Source organism: Umezawaea sp. Da 62-37 (assembly GCF_032460545.1).
Classification (GTDB): Bacteria; Actinomycetota; Actinomycetes; order Mycobacteriales; family Pseudonocardiaceae; genus Umezawaea.
Genome location: NZ_CP135965.1, coordinates 3,504,606 through 3,529,389, shown reverse-complemented (window position 1 = coordinate 3,529,389; position 24,784 = coordinate 3,504,606). Strand labels below are relative to the sequence as shown.

Here is a 24,784-nt window from a genome sequence, read left to right as displayed (position 1 = left end):
CCGGTAGGGGCGCTGTGATCGGCGGTTATGCATTCCGGATTGGTGGACCGCTCATTCCAGGACCGTTCATTCTGCAATTGGTCATTCCATGAATTTACCGTGAACCGCACATCGCGCCGTTCCGTATGGAGAGTCAGAAGGGGCGTCGACAACCGCTTCCGTCCCCCACGAAACGGAGTGCTGAAAATGAGCCCTGTCCATTCTCTTCGTCCGAGACGCAAACTGTTCGGTCTGCTCGCCGTCGTCACCGCGAGCGGGATCACCGCCGCCACCGTCTTCGTGATGTCCAACCAGGCGAGCGCCGTCAAGGCGCCCGCGGGCACGGCCTGCGCCGCGGTGCACGTCATCACCGCCCGCGCGTCGACCGAACGCCCCGGCGAGGGCATCACCTCCGCGATGGTGAGCCGGATCGTCAGCACGAGCAAGCAGACCGTGAGCAGGGCGTCGGTCGACTACCCGGCCACGCTCGCCGACTACGCCCGCAGCTCGGGCCAGGGCATCACCGCGTTGACGGCCCAGCTCACCACGCAGGTCCAGAAGTGCCCGGACCAGAAGATCGTGCTGGCGGGCTACTCCCAGGGCGCCCACGTGGTGCTCGACGTCCTCGGCGGCGGCGGCGGACTCGGGCTGGGCGCGGCGACCCCGCCGATCTCCGCGGCGGTCGCGAGCCACGTGACGGCCGTCGCCACGTTCGGCGACCCCCGGCACGTCGTCGGCCAGGCGTTCGACGTCGGCAGCGCGACCAAGAACGGCCGGTTCCCCCGGTCGGCGGCGCAGCTCAAGACCCTCGCCGGGTTCGCGGACCGGATCCAGGCCTTCTGCGACTCCGGTGACACGTTCTGCGACAGCGGCTTCAGCACCGTCACGCACCTCACCTACATGAACCGCGTCAAGGACACCGCCGCGAGCTTCGTCGTCGGCAAGGTGGGCGGCTGACCGCACCCGCTGTCCGGTCACGACAACGCGTGACCGGACAGCGCCGCCCAAGGCGGTGAGCTGGTCGCGGCCAGGCCACTCAGCCGTTCTCGACGGCGGCGCTCGACCGCATGGCACCCGGGGTCCACGAGTCCCGTCGTGCCTTCGCCCGGCGGGCGGCCGTGCACGACCGCGCTCCCGACGGGTGGGGTGATCGCGGGAACGTAAACTGCGGGGCGTGGAATTCAGCGGTTTCGGCGAACACGCCATCGACTTCTTCGACGGCATCGAGGCGGACAACTCCAAGGTCTACTGGGACGCGAACAAGGCCGTCTACCAGGAGGACGTCCGGGTGCCGATGCTGGTGCTGCTCAACGACCTGGAGCCCGAGTTCGGTCCCGGCAAGGTGTTCCGGCCCTTCCGCGACGTCCGCTTCAGCAAGGACAAGACCCCGTACAAGACCCATTGCGGCGGCGTGGTCGAGGAGGGCCGCGGCGGCGGTGCCTTCTACGTCCAGATCGGCGTCGAGGGCGTGATGGCGGGCGGCGGCTCGTTCGCGATGGCGTCCGACCAGCTCGCCCGGTTCCGCTCGTCCGTGGACGACGACCGGCGCGGCGGGCAGCTCCAGAAGATCATCGCCAAGCTGGTCAAGAACGGCTGGGACATCCGCGGCGACCGGCTCAAGACCAAGCCGCGCGGCTTCGACCCCGAGCACCCCCGGATCGACCTGCTGCGCCACCGCACGCTCTACGCGGCGAAGGTGTGGCCGCCCGACGACACCCTCCACGAGCCCGGCTGCGGCGACCGCGTGCTCGGGGCGTGGCGGGAGCTGAAGCCGCTCAACGAGTGGTGCGTGGACCACGTGGGCGTCAGCGAGAAGCCCTGGCGCTGAGCCGCCGCGCGACGAGGACGGCGATCCCCCAGCCGAGCGCGATGCCGACGACGTCGGTCAGCGCGTCCAGCACGTCGCCGCTGCGGTGCAGCGGGGTGATCAGCGCCTGGAGCACCTCGGAGAGCCCCGCGTAGCCGACCAGGGCGAGCAGGATCCAGCGCGGCCGCGCGTGTAGACCAGTCACCGCGAGCAACGCGAACAGCAGGCAGTGGACCACCTTGTCGGTGCCCGGCGGAGAGCTGGGAACACCCGACTCCGGGGTGAACAGAACGATGACGCTGAGCGACATCGCGACCACGAACGGAAGATGTTTTCGCATCCGAACCCCCTATTACCCCCGTGTTACCCCTGAATATCGTGCCTGCGCGGAACTTACCGACGGGTAGTTCGGGATCGGTCCAGTAAAGGGGACTATCCTCTCCCAACGTGAGTCGACGCGCAAAGATCGTCTGTACCATGGGCCCCGCTACCTCGTCCCCCGAGAAGGTGCGCGAGATCGTAGCGGCCGGTATGGACGTGGCGAGGATGAACTTCAGCCACGGTAGCCATGCCGACCACAAGCAGGTCTACGACCTCGTTCGCGCAGCCGCGAACGAGTCGGGCCGTGCGGTGGGCATCCTGGCGGACCTGCAGGGCCCCAAGATCCGTCTCGGCCGGTTCGCCGCCGGTCCCGTCGAGTGGCGCACCGGTGACATCGTGCGCGTGACCGTCGAGGACATCGCGGGAACGCACGACCGGGTCTCCACCACCTACAAGGAACTCGCCAAGGACGCCAAGGTCGGCGACCGGCTGCTCGTGGACGACGGCAAGGTGGGCCTCGTGGTCACCGACGTCGAGGGCCCGGACGTCGTCTGCGAGGTGACCGAAGGCGGTCCCGTCAGCAACAACAAGGGCTTGTCCCTGCCGGGCATGGACGTCTCCGTGCCCGCCATGTCCGAGAAGGACATCGAAGACCTGGAGTTCGCGCTCTCGCTGGGCGTCGACTTCATCGCTCTGTCCTTCGTCCGCTCGCCCGCCGACATCGACCTGGTCCACCAGGTGATGGACCGCGTCGGCAGCAAGCGCCTCCCGGTCATCGCGAAGATCGAGAAGCCCGAGGCCGTGGACAACCTCGAGGCCATCGTGCTGGCCTTCGACGGCGTCATGGTCGCCCGCGGCGACCTCGGCGTCGAGCTGCCCCTGGAGCACGTTCCGCTGGTGCAGAAGCGCGCGATCCAGATCGCCCGCGAGAACGCCAAGCCGGTCATCGTGGCCACCCAGATGCTCGAATCGATGATCACGAACTCCCGGCCGACCCGCGCCGAGACGTCCGACGTCGCGAACGCGGTGCTGGACGGCGCCGACGCGCTCATGCTCTCCGGTGAGACCAGCGTCGGCCGCTACGCCATCGAGACGGTCAAGACGATGAGCCGCATCATCGTGGCCGTCGAGACCGAGTCGACCGTCGTGCCGCCGCTGACGCACGTCCCGCGCACCAAGCGCGGCGTCATCTCCTACGCGGCCCGCGACATCGGCGAGCGCCTCAACGCCAAGGCCCTGGTCGCTTTCACCCAGTCCGGTGACACCGTGCGGCGGCTCGCCCGCCTGCACACCCCGTTGCCGCTGCTCGCGTTCACGCCGGAGCAGGAGGTGCGCGCGCAGCTCTCGCTGACGTGGGGCACCGAGACGTTCATCGTGCCCAGGGTGGAGTCGACCGACGAGATGGTCCGCCAGGTGGACCTCTCGATGCTCGACATCGGCCGCTACCAGGCCGGTGACTTGGTGGTCGTGGTCGCGGGTTCCCCGCCCGGAACCGTAGGCTCGACGAACCTCATCCGGGTGCACCGCCTGGGCGAGGACGACCACGCCTAGGAGTAGACGTTGACAGAGGCTGCCCGTGCCGCGGCCGCGCGATTCGCCGCGGCCCAGGACGCTCCGTTGGACAGCGACGGGGTCCCGCACGGGCAGCCCGTGCTCGACCGGCTGGTGGCACTGCTCGACCTCGAGCGCATCGAGGAGAACATCTTCCGCGGCGTGAGCCCCGCCGAATCCCCGGTCCGGGTCTTCGGCGGGCAGGTCGCAGGTCAGGCCCTCGTGGCGGCGGGCAGGACGGTCCCGCCCGAGCGGCACGTGCACTCGCTGCACTCGTACTTCATCCGCGGCGGCGACCCGACCGTGCCGATCGTCTACGAGGTCGACCGCATCCGCGACGGCCGCTCGTTCACGACCAGGCGGGTCGTCGGCGTGCAGCACGGCAAGGCGATCTTCTCGCTGTCCGCGTCCTTCCAGAAGGACGAGACGGGCATGGACCACGCCGAGCCGATGCCCGACGTGCCCGGCCCGGAGTCGCTGCCGACCTACGCCGAGGCGTCCAAGACCTACCTCGACCGCCTCGACCACACCCGCCTGCCCCGCCCCATCGACGTGCGTTACGTCACCGAGCCGCCCTGGGAGTCCCGCGAGGACGGCCCCGGCGAGGCCCGCAGCCAGGTGTGGATGCGCGCCGACGGCAAGCTCAGCGACGACGACCTGCTGCACGTGTGCGTGCTCGCCTACGCCTCCGACATGACGCTGCTGGACTCGATCCTGGTCAAGCACGGCGTCTACTGGGGCACCGACAAGGTCCTCGGCGCCAGCCTCGACCACGCCATGTGGTTCCACCGCCGCTTCCGCGCCGACGAGTGGTTCCTCTACGACTGCGCGTCCCCCAGCGCCTCCGGGGCCCGCGGACTGGCCACCGGCAGGTTCTTCTCCCAGGACGGCAGACTCGTCGCCACCGTGGTCCAAGAGGGCCTGCTCCGCGTCATCTCGTGAGCGGCGTCCCCCACCCCGGCGCGGCCTGGACCGCCTGGTACATCTTCGGCCTCGGCCTGACCGCGGGCCCCGACGTGCACCGCCCCTCGGAGTTCTCGGCGCTGCTGGCCTCCACCCTGAGCGACGTGTGGGGCCGCTCCGTGCTCGACGCCGGATCCGGCGCGGGCCTCATCACCATCGCCGCGCTGTCGGCGGGCGCACGGCACGTGATCGCGCTGGACCGCGACGAGGAAGCCCTCCGCGACACCGCCGCCAACGTCGAACGGCTGCTCGGCATATCGGCCCGCGAGCGCTTGTCGTTGTGGCAGGCGGACTTCAGCCAACTCGACGTGCTCGACGCCGACGTGCTCGCCGTCAACCCGCCGCAACGGCCCACCGAACTGCTCGACGCCGTGGAACCGCACAACCGGCACCTGCACGAGGGCGGCGGCCGCGACGGCCTGGACGGCCTGCGCCTCGTGCTGGGGCACGCGCGCTGCCACGAGGTGCGCAGCACCGCCGCGGACGTGCTGCCGCTGAGCACCCTCCGCCGCACCCCCCGGCGCCTCACCACCACGACCCTGCCCATGCACCCCGCCTGGCGGCCGCTCGTCGGCGGCGACGAGGGCAAGGTGTCGGTGTGGGCATTCGACCGGCGGTGAGGTGTCAGGTCTCCACTCACCGCCGCCGTGAGTCGAAGATCGTGTTGGCAGGCGAGAACGGTAATCTGCGGCGGTGCAACTCCGGTACAACTACCGGCTCTACCCGGACGATTCCCAGCGCGACGCGCTCGCGCGGGCCTTCGGGTGCGCGAGGGTGGTGTTCAACGATGGCCTGCGGGCGCGGCAGGAGGCACAGCGGAACGGCGAGGAGTACTTGTCGGACGGTGAACTGTCGAGGCGTGTCACCGCGGCGAAGCTGACTCCTGAACGGGCCTGGCTGTCAGCGGTGTCGTCAGTCGTCCTGCAGCAGGCGCTGGGTGATCTGAACACGGCCTACCGCAACTTCTTCGCCTCGATCAAGGGTGAACGCAAAGGGCACAGGATCGGGCTACCGCGGTATCGGTCCCGGAAGGACAATCGACAGGCGGTCCGCTTCACGCGAAATGCCAGGTTCTCAGTCCTGCGCGACGGCCGGCTGCGCTTGCCGAAGATCGGCGACGTTCCGGTGCGCTGGTCGCGCATCCTGCCTGCCGAACCCAGTTCCGTCACGGTGATCAAGGACGCGGCGGGGAGGTACTTCGCCTCGTTCGTCGTGCAGGCCGCAGACAGGCCTCTGCCCGAGGTCGACGATGAGGTGGGGATCGATCTGGGCTTGACCCACTTCGCGGTGCTGTCGGACGGCACGAAGATCGCCGCACCCGGATTCCTGCGCCAAGCAGCCCGCAGACTGGGACGGTTGCAGCGGAACCTGTCCCGCAAGCAGCGAGGCAGCAACAACCGCAAGAAGGCGGTCGCGAAAGTCGCCAGGGCGCACGCCCGGGTGGCCGACACCAGGCGGGACTGGCAGCACAAGCTCTCCACGGCGATCATCCGCGACAACCAAGCGGTCTACGTCGAGGACCTATGCGTTGTCGGTCTCGGTCGAACGAAACTCGCGAAGTCCGTTCACGACGCGGGGTGGGCTGGTTTCACCGAAATGCTGGAGTACAAAGCCGCGCGGTGGGGTCGCACTTTCGTCAGGGTGGACCGGTTCTTCCCGTCCACCCGGATGTGCTCCGCTTGCGGCCGGGTGAACGAGAGGATGTCGTTGGACATGCGGTCCTGGACCTGCCCCTGTGGTAGTGCTCACGACCGTGATGTCAACGCGGCGATCAACATCAAGGCCGCCGGACGGGCGGACTTCAACGACCGTGGAGCACGCGGAAGACCTGCACTTGTGCAGGCGGCAGGCCGAGAAGCGGTAATCCACCCGGACGCCGCGTGACGACACGCGACGTGGAAGGAGCCTCGGCCCACAGGGCCGAGGGAACGTCAAGACGCTCGTCCCCTCGCACTGCGGCCGGATTTTAGGCAGGCTGTGCAGATGACAACCGAGGCAACGGCACGGATCGCGGTAACCGGACTGGCTGTGATGGGCAGCAACCTGGCCCGCAACCTCGCCCGGCACGGACACCGGGTAGCCGTCCACAACCGGTCTGCGAGCCGGACCAAGCTCCTGATCGAACAGCACGGCCACGAAGGCGACTTCGTCCCGGCCGAGACGGCTGAGGAACTCGTCGCGAGCCTCCAGAAGCCCCGCCAGATCATCATCATGGTCAAGGCCGGAGCGCCCACGGACGCGGTGATCGACGAGTTGACCCCGTTGCTCGACGAGGGCGACATGGTGATCGACGGCGGCAACGCGCACTACGCCGACACCCGTCGTCGGGAAGCGGCGCTGCGCGACCTGGGGCTGCACTTCGTCGGCGCGGGCATCTCCGGCGGTGAGGAGGGGGCGCTCAACGGCCCCAGCATCATGCCGGGTGGCTCCAAGGAGTCCTACTCCCACCTCGGCCCGGTGCTGGAGAGCATCGCGGCCAACGTGGACGGCACGCCGTGCTGCGTCCACGTGGGACCGGACGGCGCGGGCCACTTCGTGAAGATGGTCCACAACGGCATCGAGTACGCGGACATGCAGCTCATCGCCGAGGCGTACGACCTGCTGCTGCGCGCGGGCGGCAAGACGCCCGCCGAGATCGCCGACGTGTTCCGCGAGTGGAACGAGGGCGACCTGGAGTCGTACCTGATCGAGATCACCGCCCAGGTGCTGTCGCATGTGGACGCGACCAGCGGCAAGGCGCTCGTCGAGGTCATCGCGGACGAGGCGGAGCAGAAGGGCACCGGCCGCTGGACCGTGCAGGAGGCGCTGGAGCTGGGTGTGCCGGTGACCGGCATCGCCGAGGCCGTGTTCGCCCGCTCGCTGTCCGGCCGGGTCGACCAGCGCAAGGCCGTGCGCGACGCGTTCGGCCCCGCGGAGATCGCCAAGACCGTGACCGACGGCCTCGTGGACGACGTCCGCCAGGCGCTGTACGCGTCGAAGGTCGTCGCCTACGCGCAGGGCTTCGACCAGATGCGGGCCGCCAGCAAGGAGTACGGCTGGGACCTCGACCTCGGTGCCATGGCGACGATCTGGCGCGGCGGCTGCATCATCCGCGCGAGGTTCCTCGACCGCATCCGCGAGGCCTACGACGGCAGCCCCGAGCTGGCGTCGCTGCTCGTCGACGACTACTTCCGCGAAGCCGTGCAGAACGCCGAGGCGGCCTGGCGGCGCGTTGTCGTCGGCGCGGTCCAGGCGGGTGTGCCGGTGCCCGGTTTCGTGTCCGCGCTGGCGTACTACGACGGTCTGCGCTCCGAGCGGCTGCCCGCCGCGCTGATCCAGGGGTTGCGCGACTTCTTCGGTGCGCACACCTATCGGCGCACGGACGTCGAGGGCAGTTTCCACACCCTTTGGTCGGGGGATCGTTCGCAGGTCGAGGCGTGATCTGACCGGTCGTCCCCCTCCCTTCAGCGGGGGAGGGGGATGGTCGGGTGGTGGGCGGCCAGGTGGTGGGCGATCTTGTCGTGGCAGGTCTGGAGTGGTTGTGCCGTGTCGACGATGAGGCGGTCGTCGGTGCGGGGGCGGTAGTCGCGGTCTTGGATTTCCTGCCAGGTGGGGTGGGTCCAGCCTGGGAGGTCGTTGTCGCGGTTCTGGGCACGTTCTCGGTGCAGGGCTTGGTTTGTGCAGGTGGTTTCGATTACCGCGTGGTCGGCGTTGCAGGTCGTCGCGAGGGTGCGCCAGCCTTCGCGGGATTCGGGGACCGGGTTGACGGCGTCGGCGATGACGGTCAGGCCTCGGTGCAGGTGGCTTGAGGCCAGGGCGTGGGCGACGCTGTAGGCGGTTATGCCGGTTTGGGCCGGGGTGAGGTCGTTGCGGCGCATGGCGGCTTCGATCTCGTCTATGCGCAGGAGGACTGCGCCGGTGAGGTTGGCGAGGTGGCGGGCGAGGGTGGATTTGCCGGTGGCGGGGAGGCCGCCGAACTCGATGAGGGTGCCGGGCATGGGGGGTCCTTCGGGGGGTTTGTGGGGTTGATCTTGTGGGGTTGATCTTGTGGGGGGAGTGTCGTACCCGTTGGGTACCTTGTGCATTGGGGGGTCCTCACGGGTGGGGGACCTTGGGTTTTTGCTGTTCAGGGGTGGTGTGGTCGGGTGTCGTTGTGGGTTAGGTGGCTTCACCCCGGTCGCCGAGTGTTCTAGGCTTGGCGAACCTTGTCAAGGCGGAAAAGATGTCTTGACAAGCTCCGTCAAGCCTAGAGATGGCTTCGGATCGGGGTGCAGGGGTAGGTCTGGCTGCGCCAGCATCGGGCTCCGCCCGACAAGGCATCAGGCTGCGCCTGACCGGGCATCCTGGGCTCCGCCTTCGGACCAGGCATCGGCTGCGCCGACAGGGCACCAGGCTTCGCCTGGCGGGGCACCTCGCTGCGCGTCGGCCAGGCGGGCGGGCGCTCCGCGCCGGGTGCGAGGGGGCGGCTGCGCCGGTCAGGCATCAGGCTCTGCCTGGCAAGACGGCTGGCTGCGCATCGGTCAGGCGGGGGTGCGAGGGGGCGGCTGTGCCGGTGGGGTATCAGGCTCTGCCTGATGAGGTACCTGGCTTCGCTTCGGTTGGGCGTTCGGGCTGCGTCGGACGAAGTGCCTGGCTTTGGGCTTGGGTGGTGGGTCTGGAGTGGGGGCGGCGGGTGTCGAGGTGGGCGGTGGGGTGCGGTGTGGTGGTCCGTGTGATCGTGTGCGGTCTGCTGGCCGCCGAAAAATGTCGTACCCCCTGAGTACCTTGTGCATCGGGGGGTCTTCACGGCTGGGGGACCCCCGCTTTCGGGTGTATGTGAGTACCCCTCATGGCCGTGTGGCATAGGGGTGTGCAGAATCGACTGATGATTCGTTGGCCACGATTGTTAGCTCTGCTTGCGTCCCTGTCCCTCGTGCTGGGGTTGTCCACCGGGGGAGCGACGGCGCTGGACGCCAATCCGCTCGCGGCGGACCTCGATCGGATCCTGGCTGATTCGCGGCTGTCCGGTGCCAATGTCGGGTTGGTCGTCAAGGATGCCGAGACCGGGGAGTTGATCTACACGAGATCGGGGTCCAGTCGGTTCCAGCCCGGTTCCAACGCGAAGCTGGTGACGTCCGCTGCGGCGTTGGACTCGCTTGGGCCGGACCACCGTTGGACCACCGATGTGCGTTCGTCCGCGACTGTGCAGGGCACCGTGTTGAACGGTGACCTGTTCCTGCGGGGTACGGGTGATCCGACGATGCTTGCCGCCGATTACGACGACCTGGCGGCGAAGCTCGCCGCGACCGGTGTTCGCACGGTCAGCGGTGCGCTGGTCGCCGATGACAGCTGGTTCGACTCGGTGCCGTTGGGCACTGGTTGGGCGTGGGATGACGAGCCGTACTACTACAGTGCGCAGACGTCGGCGTTGACGATCGCGCCGGACGTGGACTTCGACGCGGGCTCGGTCGCGGTGAAGGTCAGTCCTGGTGCGCAGGGGCAGCCCGCGCAGGTGACGTTGACGCCGCCGCTCGACCTGACGATCCACAACACGGCGACCACCGGTGGTGCGGACGGTGTGTTCGTGCACCGGACGCACGGCACGAACGACGTCAGCGTCGCGGGGTCCCTCGCGGCGGGTGGTCAGCCGTACACGGAGTACGTCTCGGTGAACGACCCGACCACGCTGGTGGCGGGTCTGTTCCGGAAGTCGTTGCAGGCGCACGGGATCACGGTGACCGGTGGTACGGAGTTCCGGCAGACCCCCGCGGCGGCGAAGGTGCTGGTGGACCACCAGTCGATGCCGCTGCGCGAGCTGCTGGTGACGTTCCTCAAGCTCAGCAACAACATGCACGCCGAGATGCTCATCAAGTCGATGGGCCGCAAGGCCTCGGGTGAGGGCAGTTGGGCGGCGGGCATCCGCGAGCTGGAGGCGAAGCTGCCCGGTCTCGGGGCGGATCCGTTGACGATGAACCTGTTCGACGGCTCCGGGCTGTCGCGCATGGACCTGCTGTCGCCGGACCTGTTCGTGTCGGTCCTCCGCGCGGCGCGCACCAAGTCGTGGTTCCAGCCCTGGTACGAGGCGCTGCCGATCGCGGGCGTCCAGGACCGGATCGGTGGCGGCACCCTCCGCAACCGCATGATCGGCACGCCGGCGGCGGGCAACCTGCACGCGAAGACCGGGTCGATGACCGGGGTCACCGCGCTGTCGGGTTACGTGACCAACGCCGACGGGCGCAAGCTCGTGTTCTCGTTGTTGCAGAACAACTTCGTCTCCGGTCCGCCGAGGGACATCGAGGACGCCGTGGCGGTCCGCCTGGCCTCCGACAAGGCGGGGGCGGCGCAGCCGAAGATCCAGTCGAAGCAGCAGTCCGCGCCCGTGGTGAAGGGCGACCGCAAGGACGACCTCGAGTGCAGCTGGACGAAGTCCTGCTGACCGATCGCTGACGAACGGGGGTCCTCCGCGCTCGGGGGCCCCCCGTTTCCACGAGGACCAGAGGTCCCCCGGTCGTGAAGGCCCCCCGAAGACCCACGGTACCCAGGGGGTCCGACAATTCCTGGGGCTGACAATTTTCGGGGCCGGAAGTCGGGCCGGAAGTCCGAGGCCGGAAGTTCGGGGCCGCCAGGCTGGGGCCGACGGGCTGGGGGCTAGCGGCTCGCGGGGGTGCGCAGCGGTTCGAGCGCGTTGCGGTCCGGGTTCACCAGGTAGACGCGGGCCGCCGAGATGTCGAAGTACATGCCCGTCAGCCGCAGCGCGTCCGCCGCCACGGCTTCCCGCACGGCGGGGTGGGTGAGCAGGTTGTCCAGCTGCTGGGCCACGTTCGCGATGCTGAGCCGTTCGACGACCGGCAGGTCCCCGCCGACCGTCGTGCTCGGCTCGTGGAAGCGGATCAGGCTCGGGTCGGCGTGGTGCAGCCAGGAGTGCAGCGAGGTGCCGGGGCGGGTGGAGCCGTTGACGAGGGCGCTCATCGCGCCGCAGTGCGAGTGGCCGCAGACGGCGATGGTGGACACGCCCAGCACCTCCACGGCGTACTCGATGGCCGCGCCCATGGAGTCGTCGGCGCCGTGCGCGGGGACGAGGTTGCCGATGTTGCGGACGCAGAAGAGGTCGCCGGGACCGCTGCTGGTGATCAGGTTGGGGACCACGCGGGAGTCGGCGCAGGTGATGAACAGCTGCTGCGGGCGTTGGCCGCGGGCCGCGAGTTCGGCGAGGAACGGGCGGACCAGCGGAGCGGAGTTCCGCTCGAACTCGTGCATGCCGAGGATCATCGGGTCGGTGTCGCCGCGCTGGGTGGGCAGCACGACACCGGACGCGTCGCCCGGACGGGTGCGCTGCCAATGCGACCACGGGGCGAACCAGCGCGGGAGCGGCGACGGGGGAGTCTTGCGCAGGCCGGGTTTGCCGCCGATGGCCTTGCCGAACCAGGTGTCGTGCACCTCGTCGACGTCGACCTGGCCGCCCAGCCGCTGGTAGCCGCCGCGCCAGTCGTCGACGGCCTCGAACGCGGCGTGGTCCATGAAGTCGATGTGCAGTTCGAGGACGACGCGCTTGCCGAGCGGGATGCGGCGCAGTTCGCGGACGAGCCTGCCGACGCCGAGGAACACCAGCGAGCCGCGGATCGACACGCGCCAGCCGTCCGGCTCCTCGTCCACGCGCACGGTGCTGTGCGTCAGGCGGTACAGCGACCTCAGGACGGCGATCGCCATGCCGATGAGGACGCCCTCGACCAGACCGAACGCCAGGACGCCCGCCAGGGTGCCGAGGTAGGGGGCGATCTCGCCGTGCTGGGCCAGTTTGCGCACGCGGTCGCGGCTCACGAGGCGGAGGCCGACCACGAGCAGGACGCCTGCGAGGGCGGCGAGGGGGATGAGGTCCAGCAGGCCGCCGAGCGCGACCACGAAGACGAGGACCCAGACGCCGTGCAGGACGGTGGAAGCGCGGGTGCGGGCGCCTGCGGCCACGTTCGCGGAGCCGCGGATGATGCCGCCGCTCACCGGCAGGCCGCCCAGCGCGCCGGACACGGCGTTGGCCGCGCCCTGGGCGACGAGTTCGCGGTCCAGGTTCGCGCGGGGGCCGTCGTGCAGCTTGTCGACCGCGACGGCGGACAGCAGGGACTCCATGCTGGCCACCAGCGCTACGGAGACCACGGCCAACGCGACCGCCCCGACGCTGCCCTCGGGGACCTTCGGGAGGATCACGTCGGCGAGAGGGGCGTCGGGGAGGTCCACTGTGGACACGTCTACGCGCAGCGCGATGGACGTCAGGGTCGCGGCCAGCACGGCGGCCAAGGGGGCCGGGACCAGTGCGGTGCGCGGGATCCGTTGCCACATCAGCATCACGGCGACCGCGACGGCGCCGACGACCACCGAGCCGAAGTGCGAACCGTGCAGCTCGGCAGGCAGTTCGGAGAGGTTCTCCAGCGTCGTGGGGTGGGCGTGGCCGCCGAGGACGATCACCAGCTGGCCGAGCGCGATGCTGATGCCGATGCCGGCGAGCATGCCGTGGACGACCGACGGGGAGAGGGAGAGCGCGAGGCGGGCCACCCGCGTCACGCCCAGGACGATCTGGACGAGGCCCGCGGCGAGGGTGATGGCGGCCGTCGCGGCCCAGCCGAACTTGGTGACCAGGCCCGCCGTGACGACGATCAGGCCGGTGGCGGCACCGCTGACCTGCAACGGGGTGCCGCCGAAGAGGCCGGCGACGATGGCGCCGACCACGGCGGCGATGAGGCCGGAGATGAGGGGGGCGCCCGTTGCCGCCGCGACGCCCAGGGAGAGGGGGACGGCGAGGAGGAAGAGGACGAGGGAGGCGGGGAGGTCGAAGCGGAGGGAGGCGGGGAAGCAGGGTGGAGGGCCCGCGGTGGTGTGCTCGCCTGCGTGGGATTTGTTGGAGCGGGGGCGGTTCATGGGGGGTCCTTGGGGGGTGTGTGGTGGTGTGGTGGTGCGGCCCGCGTTGGGGTTCCTGGTGGGATCCCGGTGGGTGATCGGGGATGGTCGAGCTGGGGGTGTGTGTCCATGATGGACGAAGGTGTGGTGCAGGTGACACGGGTTTCAGCCGGACGTGTCGATCATCAGTGGGGGTTCACGGGCGGTGATGGCACGCACGTGGGGGAGGGCGTGGCGGAACCGACCCCGGTCGGGGGGTCGTGGTCGGTTCCGCCACGGTCGGTGCCGGACTGGGGTCCGGGGGGTCCGGGTCGCGGGGGCGTTGTCCGGAGGGGGTGTGTTGGGTTCTGTTGTGGGTGGGGAGGCCTTTACCCGGTCGCCGAGTGTTCTAGATGTGCCACAGTTTGTCAAGGCGGGAAGATGCCTTGACAAACTGTGGCACATCTAGAGATGGCTTTTGATCGGGTGCAGGGGTAGGTCTGGCTGCGCCAGCATTCGGCTGCGCCGAACTCGGGCATCGGCTTTGCCGACAAGGCCTGGCTTTGGGCTTTGGTCCTTGGGTATCCGGCGCTCCGCGGCGGACAAGGCATCCGAGCTTCGCCGGATCGGGAAGTGGCTTCGTTATTGGTTTTGCTTGGTCAGCCGACGCGGCGGAGGTGGCGGTGGGTGCCGCCGCCTGGGGATTGCTCGCCTGCGATGGTGAGGCACAGCTGGGCGCTGAGGTAGGCGCGGCAGGGGGCGGGGAGGCGGCGGCTCCACCACCTGGTGCGGCAGGTGGGGCAGCGGCCGTGTTCGTCGGGTTGGTGTTCGTCGAGCAGGGCCTTGACGGTGGCGACGAGGCGGGGGAGTTCTGCCCTTGCGAGTTCGGCGGTGGTCTGGTCGTCGCCGTGGGCGGCGAGGTGGGAGACGGTGGCCAGGTGTTCGTGCAAGGACTTGTCGAGCTGGCTGAAGACGGTGACGGTCATGGATCAGCGCCCCCCGGCCGGGTCGGTGGGGGGAATCCTCCAGGCGACGGCCTCGCGTCGTCCCGTGGCGCTGCTCATGGTGAGGTCCTCCGGCTTCGGGTGTCGGTGGGGCGTGACTTGAGCAGCGTGCGACCGGTGGGTGGCGTGCTGCAAGTTGCAGTACACGAATGGATGACGTCTCTTTGCTTGGTTGTGCCGGGGTCACAGACTGTGCATGACCCAGGAGGTGCGAGGAGATGGCACGGGGCAGCAGCCCGACTTTGCGGAAGCGGCGGCTCGTCGGGGAACTGCGCAGGTTGCGCGAAGTCGCAGGTCTGACGATCGAAGAGGTCGGGGACCGGTTGGAGTGCTCGGCTTCGAAGATCAGCCGGATCGAGACCGGGCGGGTGGGTGTCACGCCGCGTGACGTGCGGGACATGCTCACCGCGTACGGCACGGATGACGCGCTGCTCGAAGAACTCGTCCAGTTGGCGCGGGAAGCCCGTCGCAAGGGCTGGTGGGACGAGTACGGCGACATCGCACCCGGCCGCTACATCGGGTTCGAGGCGGACGCGGAGTCGGTGCGCACCTACCAGGGGCTGATGATCCCCGGCTTGTTGCAGTGCGTGGAGTACACGCGGGCGCTGATCGGTGAAGTCATGCCGGAGGCGTCCCCCGGTGAGGTGGACCGGCGGGTCGCGTTGCGCAACGCCCGCCAGGCGCTGCTGCACGAGGAGGACCCGCTGCGGCTGGACGTGGTGATCGACGAGGCCGCGCTGCGGCGGTTGGTGGGTGGTCCCGAGGTGCTGCGCGCGCAGCTCCGGCGGCTGCTCGAAGTCGCCGTGCTGCCCAACATCACCCTCCAGGTCGTCCCCTTCGCCTCCGGCGGTCACGCGGCGATGGACGGGCCGTTCGTCATCCTGAGCTTTCCCGAGCGGCACGATCCCGACGTGGTATACATCGAAAGCACCAGAAGCGGCGTCTACTTGGAGCAACCCGCGGACGTCCAGCGGTATTCGGACATCTTCGGGCGACTGTCGGACGCGGCGCTGGATCCTGATGATTCGGCGCGTTTGCTCGACACCATGGCGCACGCTCTTTCCTGACGACTGGAGTGAGTTCGCAGTGGAACCAGAAGTCGATTTCACGAACGCGACGTGGCGCAAGAGCAGTCGGTCCTCCGCGAGTGGACCGGACTGCGTGGAGATCGCACTAGTGCCGGTCGGAGCCGGTGTGCGGGACTCGAAGAACCCCGCCGGACCGGTGCTCGGCTTCGAAGGCGCTGCTTGGGGCCGGTTCCTCGGCGCGACCAAGCTCGGCGGCTTCGACCTGGCCTGACCGCCCGACCCCCACCCTGACGGGGCTTCCCCCGTACTTTCGCCAGGGTTCCCCTCCTACCCCGGTCTGGTTCGTGGTCAGACCAGGGGATCACTTCTCGTAGACCGCGGACCGATGTCCGCACGACCCCTTTCCGGTGAACTGAACGCATTCACCGGAAAGGGGTTCCCGTCGTGGTCGAGCGCGTTCCGGTTTCGTGCCTGCTCGGTACCGCCTGCCTCGTCGCGGGCCTGGTTCCGGCATTGCGCGAAGCGACCCGCTACCGCGGCGCGGACCTGCTCGACGGCCATTGGTGGCGCCTCCCCGCGAGCCTCGTGGGCTCCTACCACCTCGCGCACGTCCTGTGGACGCTGCTGCTGGTGGTGCTCGTCGTCGCCACCCTCGAACGGCTCGTCGGCCCCGCCGCGACGCTGCTCGTCCTCCTCGTGGGCCACCTCGTGCCCACGCTCACCGCGTTCGGCCTCGCGCGCCTGTCGGGTGCGCAGGACGTGCTGGACCGGCTCGACTACGGCGCTTCGGCCGCGCTCGCGTGCGCCGCCGCCGCGCTGGCGCTGCTGCGCCGCTCACGGGTGGTCGCGGCGGTCCTCGGCGCGCTGCTCGTGGCAGACCTGTTCTACAGCGATCGGCTCACGGCCGCGGAGCACTGGGCCGCGGTCCTGCTCGGGCTGGGTGCGGGCGCTCTACTCCTGGGGAGACGGCATGGGATTCGTGACGGACGCGCTGGCCGGGCTGGCCGGTCTGCCGCAACCGGCGGTGGTGGCGGTGACCGGGGCGATGACCCTGGCCGAGTGCACGCTGGGGGTGGGGTTCCTGGCCCCCGGCGAGGCCTCGCTGCTGATCGCCTCGACGACCGTCACGACGGTGCCGCGGTTCCTGGTCATGTGGCTGGTGGTGTCGGTGTGCGCGGTGGCGGGCGACAGCATCGGGTACCTGATCGGACGCCGCTACGGCGATCGGCTGCGTGACTCCCGGATCGTCCGCGGGCTCGGGCGGGCCCACTGGGACCGCGCGGGCGACCTGCTCCGCAGGCGCGGCGGGATCGCGGTGTTCACCGCCCGGTTCCTGCCCGTCGTGCGGACCCTCGTCCCGGCCTCGGCGGGAGCGTCGAACCTGCCCTACCGCCGGTTCCTGCCCGCGTCGGTCGCCGGGGCGGTGTGCTGGTCGGCCCTGCACATCGGCGTCGGCTCGGCCGCGGGGGCGTCGGCGAAGTACGTCGAGTCGGTGCTGGGCGGCGTGAGCTGGGTGCTGTTCGGCGCCGTGGCCGTCGCCGGCGCCGCCTACGCGTTGCGCCGCCGCAGGAAGGAGACCCGCGAACTGGAGGAAGTGGCGTGATTCCCGCACAGCACTTCGGTACGTGATGTTCCCAGTTCGCACGCGTCTTGGTAGCGTCGTGTTTCTGGAAACATTCCGTTACTGAATGGGTGGTCGGTGTCCAGGTTGACACGCGTGCAGCAGCAGCAGCGCACGCACGAGCGGTTGCTGGAAGCCGGGCGGTCGGTGTTCACGCGGCGCGGTTTCCTGGCCGCGACGGTGGAGGAGGTCGTGGCCGAGGCCGGCTACACGCGAGGTGCGCTGTACAAGCACTTCGGCGGCAAGGAGGGCCTGTGGCTCGCGATCACCGACACCCAGGTCGAGGCTCACCTGCTGCACCTCGACAACTGCCTGGGCGGCGCGTCCGACCGCGACGAGTTGATCGCGGCGCTGATCCCCGTGGGGCCCGCGTTCAACGAGGACGAGCCCCGGTGGAGCGTGGCGTCCTACGAGTTCGTGGCCTGGGTGGCCGGTGAGCCGGGGCTGTCCGCCACCGTGGTCGCCGCCCAGCGACTGCGCGAGCGGCGGATCGTGGAGATGCTGGAGCGCGACTGCGCACGCCTCGGCATCCGGCCCGCCATGCCGTTGCCGCAGGTGGTCGTCGCGATGGGCCTGTTGGGCGGCGGCCTCGCCCTGCGCCGGGCGGTCGACCCGGCCACCGACGTGCGGGCCATCGCGGAAAGCGTTGTCTCCGCCGTGTTCCCAGAGCCGTCGAGGAAGGAATCATGAGCATCCGGTTGACCCGCAACGGTGACGTGGAGATCGCGTACGAGGCGTTCGGCTCCGCACCCGGCCGCCCGTTGCTGCTGATCCACGGCGCGGGGGCGCCGATGCAGGGCTGGGCGGACGAGTTCTGCGCGGCACTGGTCGACCGGGGCTTCCACGTCGCCCGGTGCGACAACAGGGACGCCGGTCGTTCCTCCCGCGCCACCAAGCCGTACACCCTCGCGGACATGGCCACCGACGGGCTGGCCGTGCTGGACGCGGTGGACTGGCCCGCCGCGCACGTCGTCGGCGTGTCCCTCGGCGGGATGATCGGCCAGGTCATGGCCGCGCGCCACCCCGACCGCGTGCTGAGCCTGACCTCGATGTGCTCGGCGCCGGACGCGTCCCTGCGGCGCACCGGAATCGGCACCATGCTCCGGATCGCCGCGCTCACCTGGCGGAAACCGTCCGGGCCGCGGGCCGCCGGCGAGCGGCTCGTCGAGGTGCACCGGCTCATCGGCTCGACCGGTCACCCGCGGGACGAGGACTGGATGCGCCGGGTCGGCAGCGAAGGCCACGCGCACCGGACCGACCTCGCCGCCGCCCGCCGTCAGGCCGCCGCGGCCCGTGCCTCCGGCGACCGGCGGGCGGAACTGGCCACGATCACCGCGCCGACCCTCGTCCTCAGCGGGGAGGCCGACCCCGTGCAACCGCCACGAGCCGGGAAGGCCACCGCCGACGCCATCCCGGAAGCGCGGTTCACCACCTACCCCGGCATGGGGCACGACCTGCCGCCCGCGCTGTGGCCCGCGATCATCGACGACATCGACGCGATCGCCACGACGCCCCACCGCGGAGGCGGGACTTCGACCGCATGACCGATCCCGCCGGGCTCGTCGGCGGGGAGGGCGGCCCGGTGGACCGGAACCCGCGGCCATCGCGCCGAAAGCGCTGAAAGCCCCGGAAAGGGCGAAGAGGGCCACCCCCTACCGGGTGGCCCTCTTCTTCTGATGGGGACGTGGGTCGGCCGGCGTTCCGCCGCCGCGGGCTGGATGCCCCTTGCACGCCGGACGACCCACGTCGATCAGGGAGACGGCGGAGGTTCGGTTCCACCGTCTGGTCCAACCTCCCCCACCGGGTTTCGCCCTGTGTGGTTGGCCGGACACGCTAAGCGTAAGAATCCGGCTACAGCGCGACTGGAGCCGGACTGAAGTGATCTCTAGTCTCAAGGCGTGGGGCACAGCACTTCGGCAAAGGACACGTCGGTGGCGCAGGACATCCCCGAGTCCCTCCGGTTCGAGGTACTCGGCCTGCTTCGAGTTCTCCGCACCGGTCACGAGGTCGACCTCGGTGCGGCCAAGCAGCGCGCCGTCCTCGCCGTGCTGCTGCTCAACCGCAACATCCCGGTGACCCGCGACCACATCATCACCGCGGTCTGGGGCGACGCCGTTCCCACCAGCGCGGTGAACCTCGTGCAGACCTACGTGGCCGGTCTGCGGCGCGCGCTGGAGCCCCGGCGCGCCCGGCGGGCGCCCGCGGAGCTGCTGACGTCGGTCGGCGACGGCTACCTGCTGCGGGTCGAGCGGGACGCGCTGGACCTGGACGTGTTCGAGACCGGTGTGACGACCGCCGCCCGGCTGCGCGCCGCGGGTGACCTCGCCGGGGCCGCCCGCGTGCTGGAGGACGGGCTCGCGCTGTGGCGGGCGGAACCGCTGGGCGGGGTCGCCGGGCTGTTCGCCGAGGTCGAGCGGGGCAGGCTGGTGGAACGCCGGTTCGCCGTCCTGGAGGAACGCGCGGAGCTGCGGCTCTCGCTGGGCCAGGGCGCGGACCTGGTCGGCCAGCTCACGACGCTGGTCGGCGACCAGCCGCTGCGCGAACGCGCCCACGGGCTGCTGATGCGCGCGCTGTGCCAGGCCGACCGCCAAGCCGAGGCGCTCGCCGTCTACCGCGAGGCGCGGCGGGTGCTGATCGACGAACTCGGCGTCGAGCCCGGCCCGGAGCTGCGCCGCGTGCAGATGGCCGTGCTGGCGGGGGAGGACCCGGAGCCGATCAGGCAGGACGTGCCCGCCCCGGCCGCCGCCGCCCCGCCGCCCGCCCCGCCCCGGCCGACCGTGCCCGCGCAGCTGCCGCGCGCGCCCGTCGCGCTGATCGGCCGGGACGTCGAGCTGCGCCGCATGGACGAGCTGCTGGCCGCCGACCCGGACGGCGGGCTGCTGCTCGTGGTCAGCGGACCGGCCGGGGTCGGCAAGACCGCGCTCGCGCTGCACTGGGCCCACCGGGTGCGCGACGACTTCCCCGACGGGCAGCTCTACGTCGACCTGCACGGCTACGACCCGAACCAGGACCCGCTGGACGCGGGCGAGGTGCTCAACCGGTTCCTGCGCACGCTCGGCGTGCAGCCCGGCGACGCCCCGGTGACGGTGGAGGAGCGCTCGGCGCTGTTCCGGACGCTGGTCGCGGACCGCCGGATGCTCGTGATGCTCGACAACGTGCTGGGCTCGGGCGAACTGCTGCCGCTGCTGCCGGGGTCCTCCTCGTGCGTCGTGGTCACCAGCCGCAGGCGCCTGGTCGGGCTGGTCGCGCACGCCGAGGCGCGGCTGGTGGAGCTGGACATGCTCACCGTCGACGCCGCCGTCGAGGTGCTGGGCCGCGTCGCGGGCCGGGGGCCGAGCACGGAGGTGGACGCCCTGCGCAGGCTCGCGGAGCTGTGCGACGGGCTGCCGCTCGCGCTGCGCATCGCCGCCGCCCGGCTCGCGGTGTCGCCGACGCTGCGCGTGGCGGACTTCGTGGCGGAGCTGGACGACGAGCACGGCAGGCTCGCCGCGCTGGGCCTGGAGGACGGCGAGGGCCCGGTGCGGGTCGCGCTGGACGCCTCCCGCCGCGCCCTGCCCCCGCTGGCCGCCCGGCTGCTCGCGCTGCTGGGCCTGCACCCCGGTCCGCACGCGACCAAGTACGTGGCCGCGGCCCTCGCACGGGTCGACGCGGGCCAGGCGCAGCGGGCGCTGGACGCGCTGGCCGCGGCGAACCTGCTGTCGGTGGGCGAACCCGGCCGCTACGGCGCGCACGACCTGGTCCGGGTCTACACCAGGACGCTGGCGGGGGAGCTGCTGCCCGAGGAGCGGCGCGAGGCGGTCGGCCGGATGCTCGACTACTACCTGCACTGCGCCGACCTCGCCGACGGCCTGCTGCCGATCGGCCGCGGCAGCGTGCGGATCGAACTGCGGCACCTGCCGACCGAGGTGCCCAGCCTGACCGGGGCGACCGAGGCGCTCACCTGGCTGGAGACCGAGGAGGCGAACCTGCTGGCCGTGGCGGACCTGGCCGCGGACAGCTCGGCGCCGGTCTTCGACCGCGAGTGGCTCGTGCACGCCTGGCAGCTCGCGTACACGCTGTCCCGGTTCTTCTGGCTGCGCACCGACCACGAGACCTGGCTGCGGGTCACCGAGTCCGGCCTGCGGGCGGCCGCGGAACTCGGCGAGTCGAAGGCGAAGTTCGTGATGCTGTTCAACCTCGGCACGGCGCTGCTCCGGCTGCGCCGCCAGGACGAGGCGCTGGAACGGCACCAGGAGGCGCTCGACGTGGCACGGGCCGCGGGCGACCTGGACCAGCAGGCGCGCGCGTTGACGACGGTCGCGGACACGTTGCAGGACTTCAGGCGGATGGACGAGTCGGAGGCGCACTACCGGGAGGCGATCGAGGTCAGCAGGGCCGCGGGGTCGCGCTGGACCGAGGCCAACGCCCACCACAACCTCGGGCTGCTCCTGCTGGTCACCGGGCGCGGCACCGAGGCGCCCACCTGGCTGCGCGCGGCGCTGGGCATGTACCGCGAGGTCGGCGAGCAGTGCGGCGAGTCGATCTGCCACTCGGACCTGTCGGCCGCGCTGCTGGCGCAGGACCGGTTCGAGGAGGCGGCGGCGAGCGCGAGGTCCGCGCTGTCGCTCGCGACCGACGCCGCCAGCCCGTACCACCAGGCCCTCGCGCACGACCAGCTCGCCACCGTGTTCGACCGCCAGGGCGCGGCGGGCGCGGTGTCGCACTGGCAGCGGGCGCTCGCGCTGTTCACCGATCTGGACGCCCCGGAGGCCGATCAGGTCAGGGCGCGGCTGGCGCGGACGAGGACCACGTCGCACACCGCGGTATGACGATTGGTCTAAACCTATTGACACAGGCCGCCCGATCTCCTTACCTTCTGGGCAACGCGTCACGGGTGAGCCGTGACACATCCCTGCTCTCGGACACACCTGCCAACGGCCGCCGCCAGGTGCAGGAGGTTCTGCCTTGCCCAGAAAACTGATCCCCGCGCTGGCGTCGCTCGCCACGCTGGCCGGACTGCTGATCGCCGTGGCCAACCCGACCGCGTCACTCGCGGCGGGCAACGAGGACTGCCGTCCCGACGGCCTCTACAAGACGCCCGGCGTCGACGTCCCCTACTGCTCGGTCTACGACACCTCGGGCCGGGAGACGTTGGACGCCAACCACTCCCGCCGCGTCATCGGGTACTTCAGCAGTTGGCGCACCGGCAAGGACGGTTCGCCCGCGTACCTGCCCAAGGACATCGCGTGGGACAAGGTCACGCACCTCAACTACGCGTTCGCGCACATCGACAACCAGAACAAGATCTCCGTCGGCGACGCGGGCGCGGCCAACGCCTCCACCGGCATGGAGTGGCCCGGCGTGGCCGGCGCCGAGATGGACCCGTCGCTGCCCTACAAGGGGCACTTCAACCAGCTGACCAAGTTCAAGAAGCAGAACCCGAAGGTCAAGACGCTGATCTCCATCGGCGGCTGGGCCGAGACCGGCGGCTACCTCAAGGCCGACGGCACCCGCGACGCCAACGGCGGCTTCTACAAGCTGGGCCAGAACCAGGCCGCGATCGACACGTTCGCCGACTCCGTGGTGACGTTCCTGCGCACCTACGGGTTCAACGGCGCGGACATCGACTACGAGTACCCGACGTCGAACAACAACGCGGGCAACCCGGACGACTTCGGCCTGGCCAACGCCAACCGCGGCACGCTGTGGGCCGGGTACGAGAAGATCATGAAGACGCTGCGCGAGAAGCTGGACCGGGCGAGCGCGGCCGACGGCAAGCACTACCTGCTGACCGCCGCCGTGCCCGCGTCGGGCTGGCTGCTGCGAGGCATGGAGGCCTTCCAAGTCACCAAGTACCTGGACTACCTCAACGTCATGAGCTACGACCTGCACGGCTCGTGGAACCACTTCGTCGGCCCGAACGCCGCGCTCTACGACAACGGCAAGGACGGCGAGCTGGCCGCGGGCGGCGTGTACACCGCGCCGCAGTACGAGGGCGTCGGCTACCTGAACACCGATTGGGCCTACCACTACTTCCGCGGCGCCATGCAGGCCGGGCGGATCAACATGGGCCTGCCGTTCTACACCCGCGGCTGGCAGGGCGTCACCGGCGGCGTCAACGGACTCGGCGGCACGGCGGCGTTGCCGGACCAGACGAAGTGCCCGGCGGGCACCGGCGGCGGCGTCGGCTCGACCACCCCGTGCGGCAACGGCGCGATCGGCATCGACAACCTGTGGCACGACAGCACCGCGGGCAACGCAGAGGTGCCGTCGGGCGTGAACCCCATGTGGCACGCCATGAACCTGCAGAACGGCATCACGCCGGACTACCTGGCGGCCTACGGCCTCACCCCCGCCACCGACCCGACCGACCGGATCACCGGCACCTACACCCGCAACTACGACGCCACGCTGGTCTCCCCGTGGCTGTGGAACGACACCAAGAAGGTGTTCCTGTCCACTGAGGACGAGACCTCGGTGGCCGCGAAGGCGAAGTACATCGCGGACAAGGGCATCGGCGGCGTGATGATCTGGGAACTCGCGGGCGATTACGGGTACGACTCGGTGAAGAAGCAGTACACCACCGGCGACACGCTGCTCACCAAGATCAACGACGGGCTGCGCGGCGCCGCGCCGTACGGCAACCTCAAGGCGTCGACCGCGACCCCGGCCGACGTGCTCGACGTGTCGGCCGTCGTCGGCGGGTTCGCGCTCGGCGACAGCAACTACCCGATCACGCCGAAGCTGAAGGTCACCAACAACTCCGCCCTCACCATCCCCGGCGGCGCCAAGATCGAGTTCGACTACGGCACCAGCGCGCCGGGCAGCATGTCCGACCAGTCCGGCTTCGGCCTCCAGGTCGTGAGCAAGGGGCACACCGGGTCCAACGTCGGCGGTCTGCGCGGCGACTTCCAGCACGTGTCGGTGACCATGCCGACGTGGCAGTCGCTCGCACCGGGCGCGAGCGTCGACATCACCGTCAACTACCAGCTGCCCATCTCGTCCCCGTCGAACTTCCGGTTCACCTTCGGCGGCAAGACGTACGCGATCGCCTCGGACCACCCGCGTGGTGGTGGTGGCACCCCGCCGACCAGCACCACGACATCGACCACGACCACCACGACGACCCCGCCGACCACCACGACGACGACCACCACGACGACGACCACCACGACCAACCCGCCCGCCTGCTCGGTGGCGGCGTGGGACCGGGCGAAGGTCTACGTCGGCACGAACGCCGTGTCCTGGAAGGGGCGCAAGTGGACGGCCCAGTGGTGGACGACGGGCGAGGAGCCCGGCACCACCGGTGACTGGGGCGTCTGGCGCGACAGCGGCGCCTGCTGACCCGTCGGAGTAAGGGGGTGGCACGTCCGGGCATCCGGGCGTGCCACTTCGCCGTTCGGGGGTAAGGGTTCCGCGGGGAGGGGCGCGTGAACCTCCGATGCCGGGCGCGGGGCCTTACGACGACTCTCAGTGTCACCGAGGAAGACGACACAAGGAGTTCCGATGAGCCTCGAATGGACCCCCGAAGCGATCAAGGCGGAGATCGACTACCGGCAGCACGCCATGCTGGCCGACGCCGAGCACGTCCGCGCCGTGCGGCGTGCCGCGCCCGAGCACGAGTCCTGGTGGGCCAGGCTGGCGCGCCGGGCCGGGCCCACCCCTCCCGAGGGGCGGAAAGTCCAGGGCAACGCCGCCTGAGGTGTGC

21 protein-coding genes are annotated in these 24,784 nt (G+C 70.3%); 16 read left to right on the top strand and 5 right to left on the bottom strand.

What is annotated here, in order from left to right:
• The first annotated feature begins 186 nt into the window (after positions 1-186).
• Together RM788_RS15465 and RM788_RS15460 are read left to right on the top strand one after the other, a co-directional pair.
• Complete coding sequence (locus tag RM788_RS15465; protein ID WP_315932367.1) at positions 187-936, top strand: cutinase family protein; 750 nt, start codon at positions 187-189, stop codon at positions 934-936.
• A gap of 217 nt (positions 937-1,153) precedes the next feature.
• Positions 1,154-1,807 (top strand): DUF2461 domain-containing protein, encoded by a 654-nt coding sequence (locus RM788_RS15460; protein ID WP_315932366.1) that lies wholly within the window; start codon positions 1,154-1,156, stop codon positions 1,805-1,807.
• Here the strand turns inward: RM788_RS15460 and RM788_RS15455 are convergent.
• Positions 1,785-2,126: a VanZ family protein gene (locus RM788_RS15455; RefSeq protein WP_315932365.1), complete on the bottom strand. Its 342-nt coding sequence runs from the start codon at positions 2,124-2,126 to the stop codon at positions 1,785-1,787. The genes RM788_RS15460 and RM788_RS15455 overlap by 23 nt on opposite strands.
• A gap of 107 nt (positions 2,127-2,233) precedes the next feature.
• Here RM788_RS15455 and pyk point away from each other — a divergent pair, with 107 nt between their 5' ends.
• The 5 genes from pyk to gndA all read left to right on the top strand — a co-directional run bounded on the left by pyk (position 2,234) and on the right by gndA (position 8,041).
• A complete protein-coding gene (gene pyk / locus RM788_RS15450) occupies positions 2,234-3,658 on the top strand; it encodes a pyruvate kinase (RefSeq protein WP_315932364.1) in 1,425 nt (474 codons plus the stop codon).
• Between the two features lie 9 nt (positions 3,659-3,667).
• Positions 3,668-4,600: an acyl-CoA thioesterase II gene (gene tesB / locus RM788_RS15445; protein ID WP_399343615.1), complete on the top strand. Its 933-nt coding sequence runs from the start codon at positions 3,668-3,670 to the stop codon at positions 4,598-4,600.
• The gene (locus RM788_RS15440; RefSeq protein ID WP_315932363.1) at positions 4,597-5,241 is read left to right on the top strand and encodes a 50S ribosomal protein L11 methyltransferase; all 645 of its coding nucleotides are present in this window, start codon (positions 4,597-4,599) and stop codon (positions 5,239-5,241) included. The genes tesB and RM788_RS15440 overlap by 4 nt, the downstream gene beginning before the upstream one ends.
• A 73-nt stretch (positions 5,242-5,314) precedes the next feature.
• Positions 5,315-6,505 (top strand): RNA-guided endonuclease InsQ/TnpB family protein, encoded by a 1,191-nt coding sequence (locus RM788_RS15435; RefSeq protein WP_315932362.1) that lies wholly within the window; start codon positions 5,315-5,317, stop codon positions 6,503-6,505.
• A 99-nt stretch (positions 6,506-6,604) separates the two neighbouring features.
• On the top strand, positions 6,605-8,041 hold the full coding sequence (gndA, locus tag RM788_RS15430; RefSeq protein WP_315932361.1) for an NADP-dependent phosphogluconate dehydrogenase: 1,437 nt from the start codon (positions 6,605-6,607) through the stop codon (positions 8,039-8,041).
• A gap of 23 nt (positions 8,042-8,064) precedes the next feature.
• Here the strand turns inward: gndA and RM788_RS15425 are convergent, their stop codons facing one another.
• Positions 8,065-8,598 (bottom strand): P-loop nucleotide/nucleoside kinase family protein, encoded by a 534-nt coding sequence (locus RM788_RS15425; protein WP_315932360.1) that lies wholly within the window; start codon positions 8,596-8,598, stop codon positions 8,065-8,067.
• Between the two features lie 866 nt (positions 8,599-9,464).
• Here RM788_RS15425 and dacB point away from each other — a divergent pair.
• Entirely contained in the window at positions 9,465-11,015 is a 1,551-nt protein-coding gene (gene dacB, locus RM788_RS15420; protein ID WP_399343610.1) for a D-alanyl-D-alanine carboxypeptidase/D-alanyl-D-alanine endopeptidase, read from the top strand.
• A gap of 212 nt (positions 11,016-11,227) precedes the next feature.
• On the opposite strand, the gene RM788_RS15415 is transcribed toward dacB, so the two are convergent.
• Together RM788_RS15415 and RM788_RS15410 are read right to left on the bottom strand one after the other, a co-directional pair.
• On the bottom strand, positions 11,228-13,486 hold the full coding sequence (locus RM788_RS15415; protein WP_315932358.1) for a SulP family inorganic anion transporter: 2,259 nt from the start codon (positions 13,484-13,486) through the stop codon (positions 11,228-11,230).
• Between the two features lie 617 nt (positions 13,487-14,103).
• Entirely contained in the window at positions 14,104-14,430 is a 327-nt protein-coding gene (locus RM788_RS15410) for a hypothetical protein (protein ID WP_315932357.1), read from the bottom strand.
• Positions 14,431-14,666: 236 nt separating this feature from the next.
• Between RM788_RS15410 and RM788_RS15405 the strand changes: the two genes are divergently transcribed.
• Positions 14,667-15,515 carry a helix-turn-helix domain-containing protein gene (locus RM788_RS15405; RefSeq protein WP_315932356.1) on the top strand — a complete coding sequence of 283 codons (849 nt, stop codon included), beginning with the start codon at positions 14,667-14,669 and terminating at the stop codon, positions 15,513-15,515.
• The gene (locus tag RM788_RS15400; RefSeq protein ID WP_399343605.1) at positions 15,469-15,747 is read left to right on the top strand and encodes a DUF397 domain-containing protein; all 279 of its coding nucleotides are present in this window, start codon (positions 15,469-15,471) and stop codon (positions 15,745-15,747) included. Before RM788_RS15405 ends, RM788_RS15400 begins: the two co-directional genes overlap by 47 nt.
• Positions 15,748-15,824: 77 nt before the next feature.
• Here RM788_RS15400 and RM788_RS15395 read toward each other — a convergent pair whose 3' ends face one another.
• Complete coding sequence (locus tag RM788_RS15395; protein WP_315932354.1) at positions 15,825-16,181, bottom strand: hypothetical protein; 357 nt, start codon at positions 16,179-16,181, stop codon at positions 15,825-15,827.
• 265 nt (positions 16,182-16,446) lie between these two features.
• Between RM788_RS15395 and RM788_RS15390 the strand changes: the two genes are divergently transcribed.
• The 6 genes from RM788_RS15390 to RM788_RS15365 all read left to right on the top strand — a co-directional run bounded on the left by RM788_RS15390 (position 16,447) and on the right by RM788_RS15365 (position 24,777).
• Entirely contained in the window at positions 16,447-17,079 is a 633-nt protein-coding gene (locus tag RM788_RS15390; RefSeq protein WP_315932353.1) for a DedA family protein, read from the top strand.
• Between the two features lie 96 nt (positions 17,080-17,175).
• A complete protein-coding gene (locus RM788_RS15385; protein ID WP_315932352.1) occupies positions 17,176-17,787 on the top strand; it encodes a TetR/AcrR family transcriptional regulator in 612 nt (203 codons plus the stop codon).
• Positions 17,784-18,641 carry an alpha/beta fold hydrolase gene (locus RM788_RS15380; RefSeq protein ID WP_315932351.1) on the top strand — a complete coding sequence of 286 codons (858 nt, stop codon included), beginning with the start codon at positions 17,784-17,786 and terminating at the stop codon, positions 18,639-18,641. The genes RM788_RS15385 and RM788_RS15380 overlap by 4 nt, the downstream gene beginning before the upstream one ends.
• 387 nt (positions 18,642-19,028) lie before the next feature.
• Complete coding sequence (locus RM788_RS15375; protein WP_315932350.1) at positions 19,029-21,905, top strand: AfsR/SARP family transcriptional regulator; 2,877 nt, start codon at positions 19,029-19,031, stop codon at positions 21,903-21,905.
• A 136-nt stretch (positions 21,906-22,041) separates the two neighbouring features.
• Positions 22,042-24,420 carry a chitinase C-terminal domain-containing protein gene (locus RM788_RS15370; protein ID WP_315932349.1) on the top strand — a complete coding sequence of 793 codons (2,379 nt, stop codon included), beginning with the start codon at positions 22,042-22,044 and terminating at the stop codon, positions 24,418-24,420.
• A gap of 162 nt (positions 24,421-24,582) precedes the next feature.
• Positions 24,583-24,777, top strand: a complete 195-nt coding sequence (locus RM788_RS15365; RefSeq protein ID WP_315932348.1) for a hypothetical protein — start codon at positions 24,583-24,585, stop codon at positions 24,775-24,777.
• Positions 24,778-24,784 lie beyond the last annotated feature (7 nt).

Excerpts from the sequence above, each read along its gene's own strand:
- RM788_RS15465 (WP_315932367.1), top strand. The coding sequence starts at position 187 with ATGAGCCCTGTCCATTCTCTTCGTCCGAGACGCAAACTGTTCGGTCTG.
- RM788_RS15455 (WP_315932365.1), bottom strand. The coding sequence starts at position 2,126 with ATGCGAAAACATCTTCCGTTCGTGGTCGCGATGTCGCTCAGCGTCATC.
- gndA (WP_315932361.1), top strand. The coding sequence starts at position 6,605 with ATGACAACCGAGGCAACGGCACGGATCGCGGTAACCGGACTGGCTGTG.
- RM788_RS15425 (WP_315932360.1), bottom strand. The coding sequence starts at position 8,598 with ATGCCCGGCACCCTCATCGAGTTCGGCGGCCTCCCCGCCACCGGCAAA.
- dacB (WP_399343610.1), top strand. The coding sequence starts at position 9,465 with ATGATTCGTTGGCCACGATTGTTAGCTCTGCTTGCGTCCCTGTCCCTC.
- RM788_RS15415 (WP_315932358.1), bottom strand. The coding sequence starts at position 13,486 with ATGAACCGCCCCCGCTCCAACAAATCCCACGCAGGCGAGCACACCACC.
- RM788_RS15410 (WP_315932357.1), bottom strand. The coding sequence starts at position 14,430 with ATGACCGTCACCGTCTTCAGCCAGCTCGACAAGTCCTTGCACGAACAC.
- RM788_RS15405 (WP_315932356.1), top strand. The coding sequence starts at position 14,667 with ATGGCACGGGGCAGCAGCCCGACTTTGCGGAAGCGGCGGCTCGTCGGG.
- RM788_RS15400 (WP_399343605.1), top strand. The coding sequence starts at position 15,469 with ATGATTCGGCGCGTTTGCTCGACACCATGGCGCACGCTCTTTCCTGAC.
- RM788_RS15390 (WP_315932353.1), top strand. The coding sequence starts at position 16,447 with ATGGGATTCGTGACGGACGCGCTGGCCGGGCTGGCCGGTCTGCCGCAA.
- RM788_RS15380 (WP_315932351.1), top strand. The coding sequence starts at position 17,784 with ATGAGCATCCGGTTGACCCGCAACGGTGACGTGGAGATCGCGTACGAG.
- RM788_RS15365 (WP_315932348.1), top strand. The coding sequence starts at position 24,583 with ATGAGCCTCGAATGGACCCCCGAAGCGATCAAGGCGGAGATCGACTAC.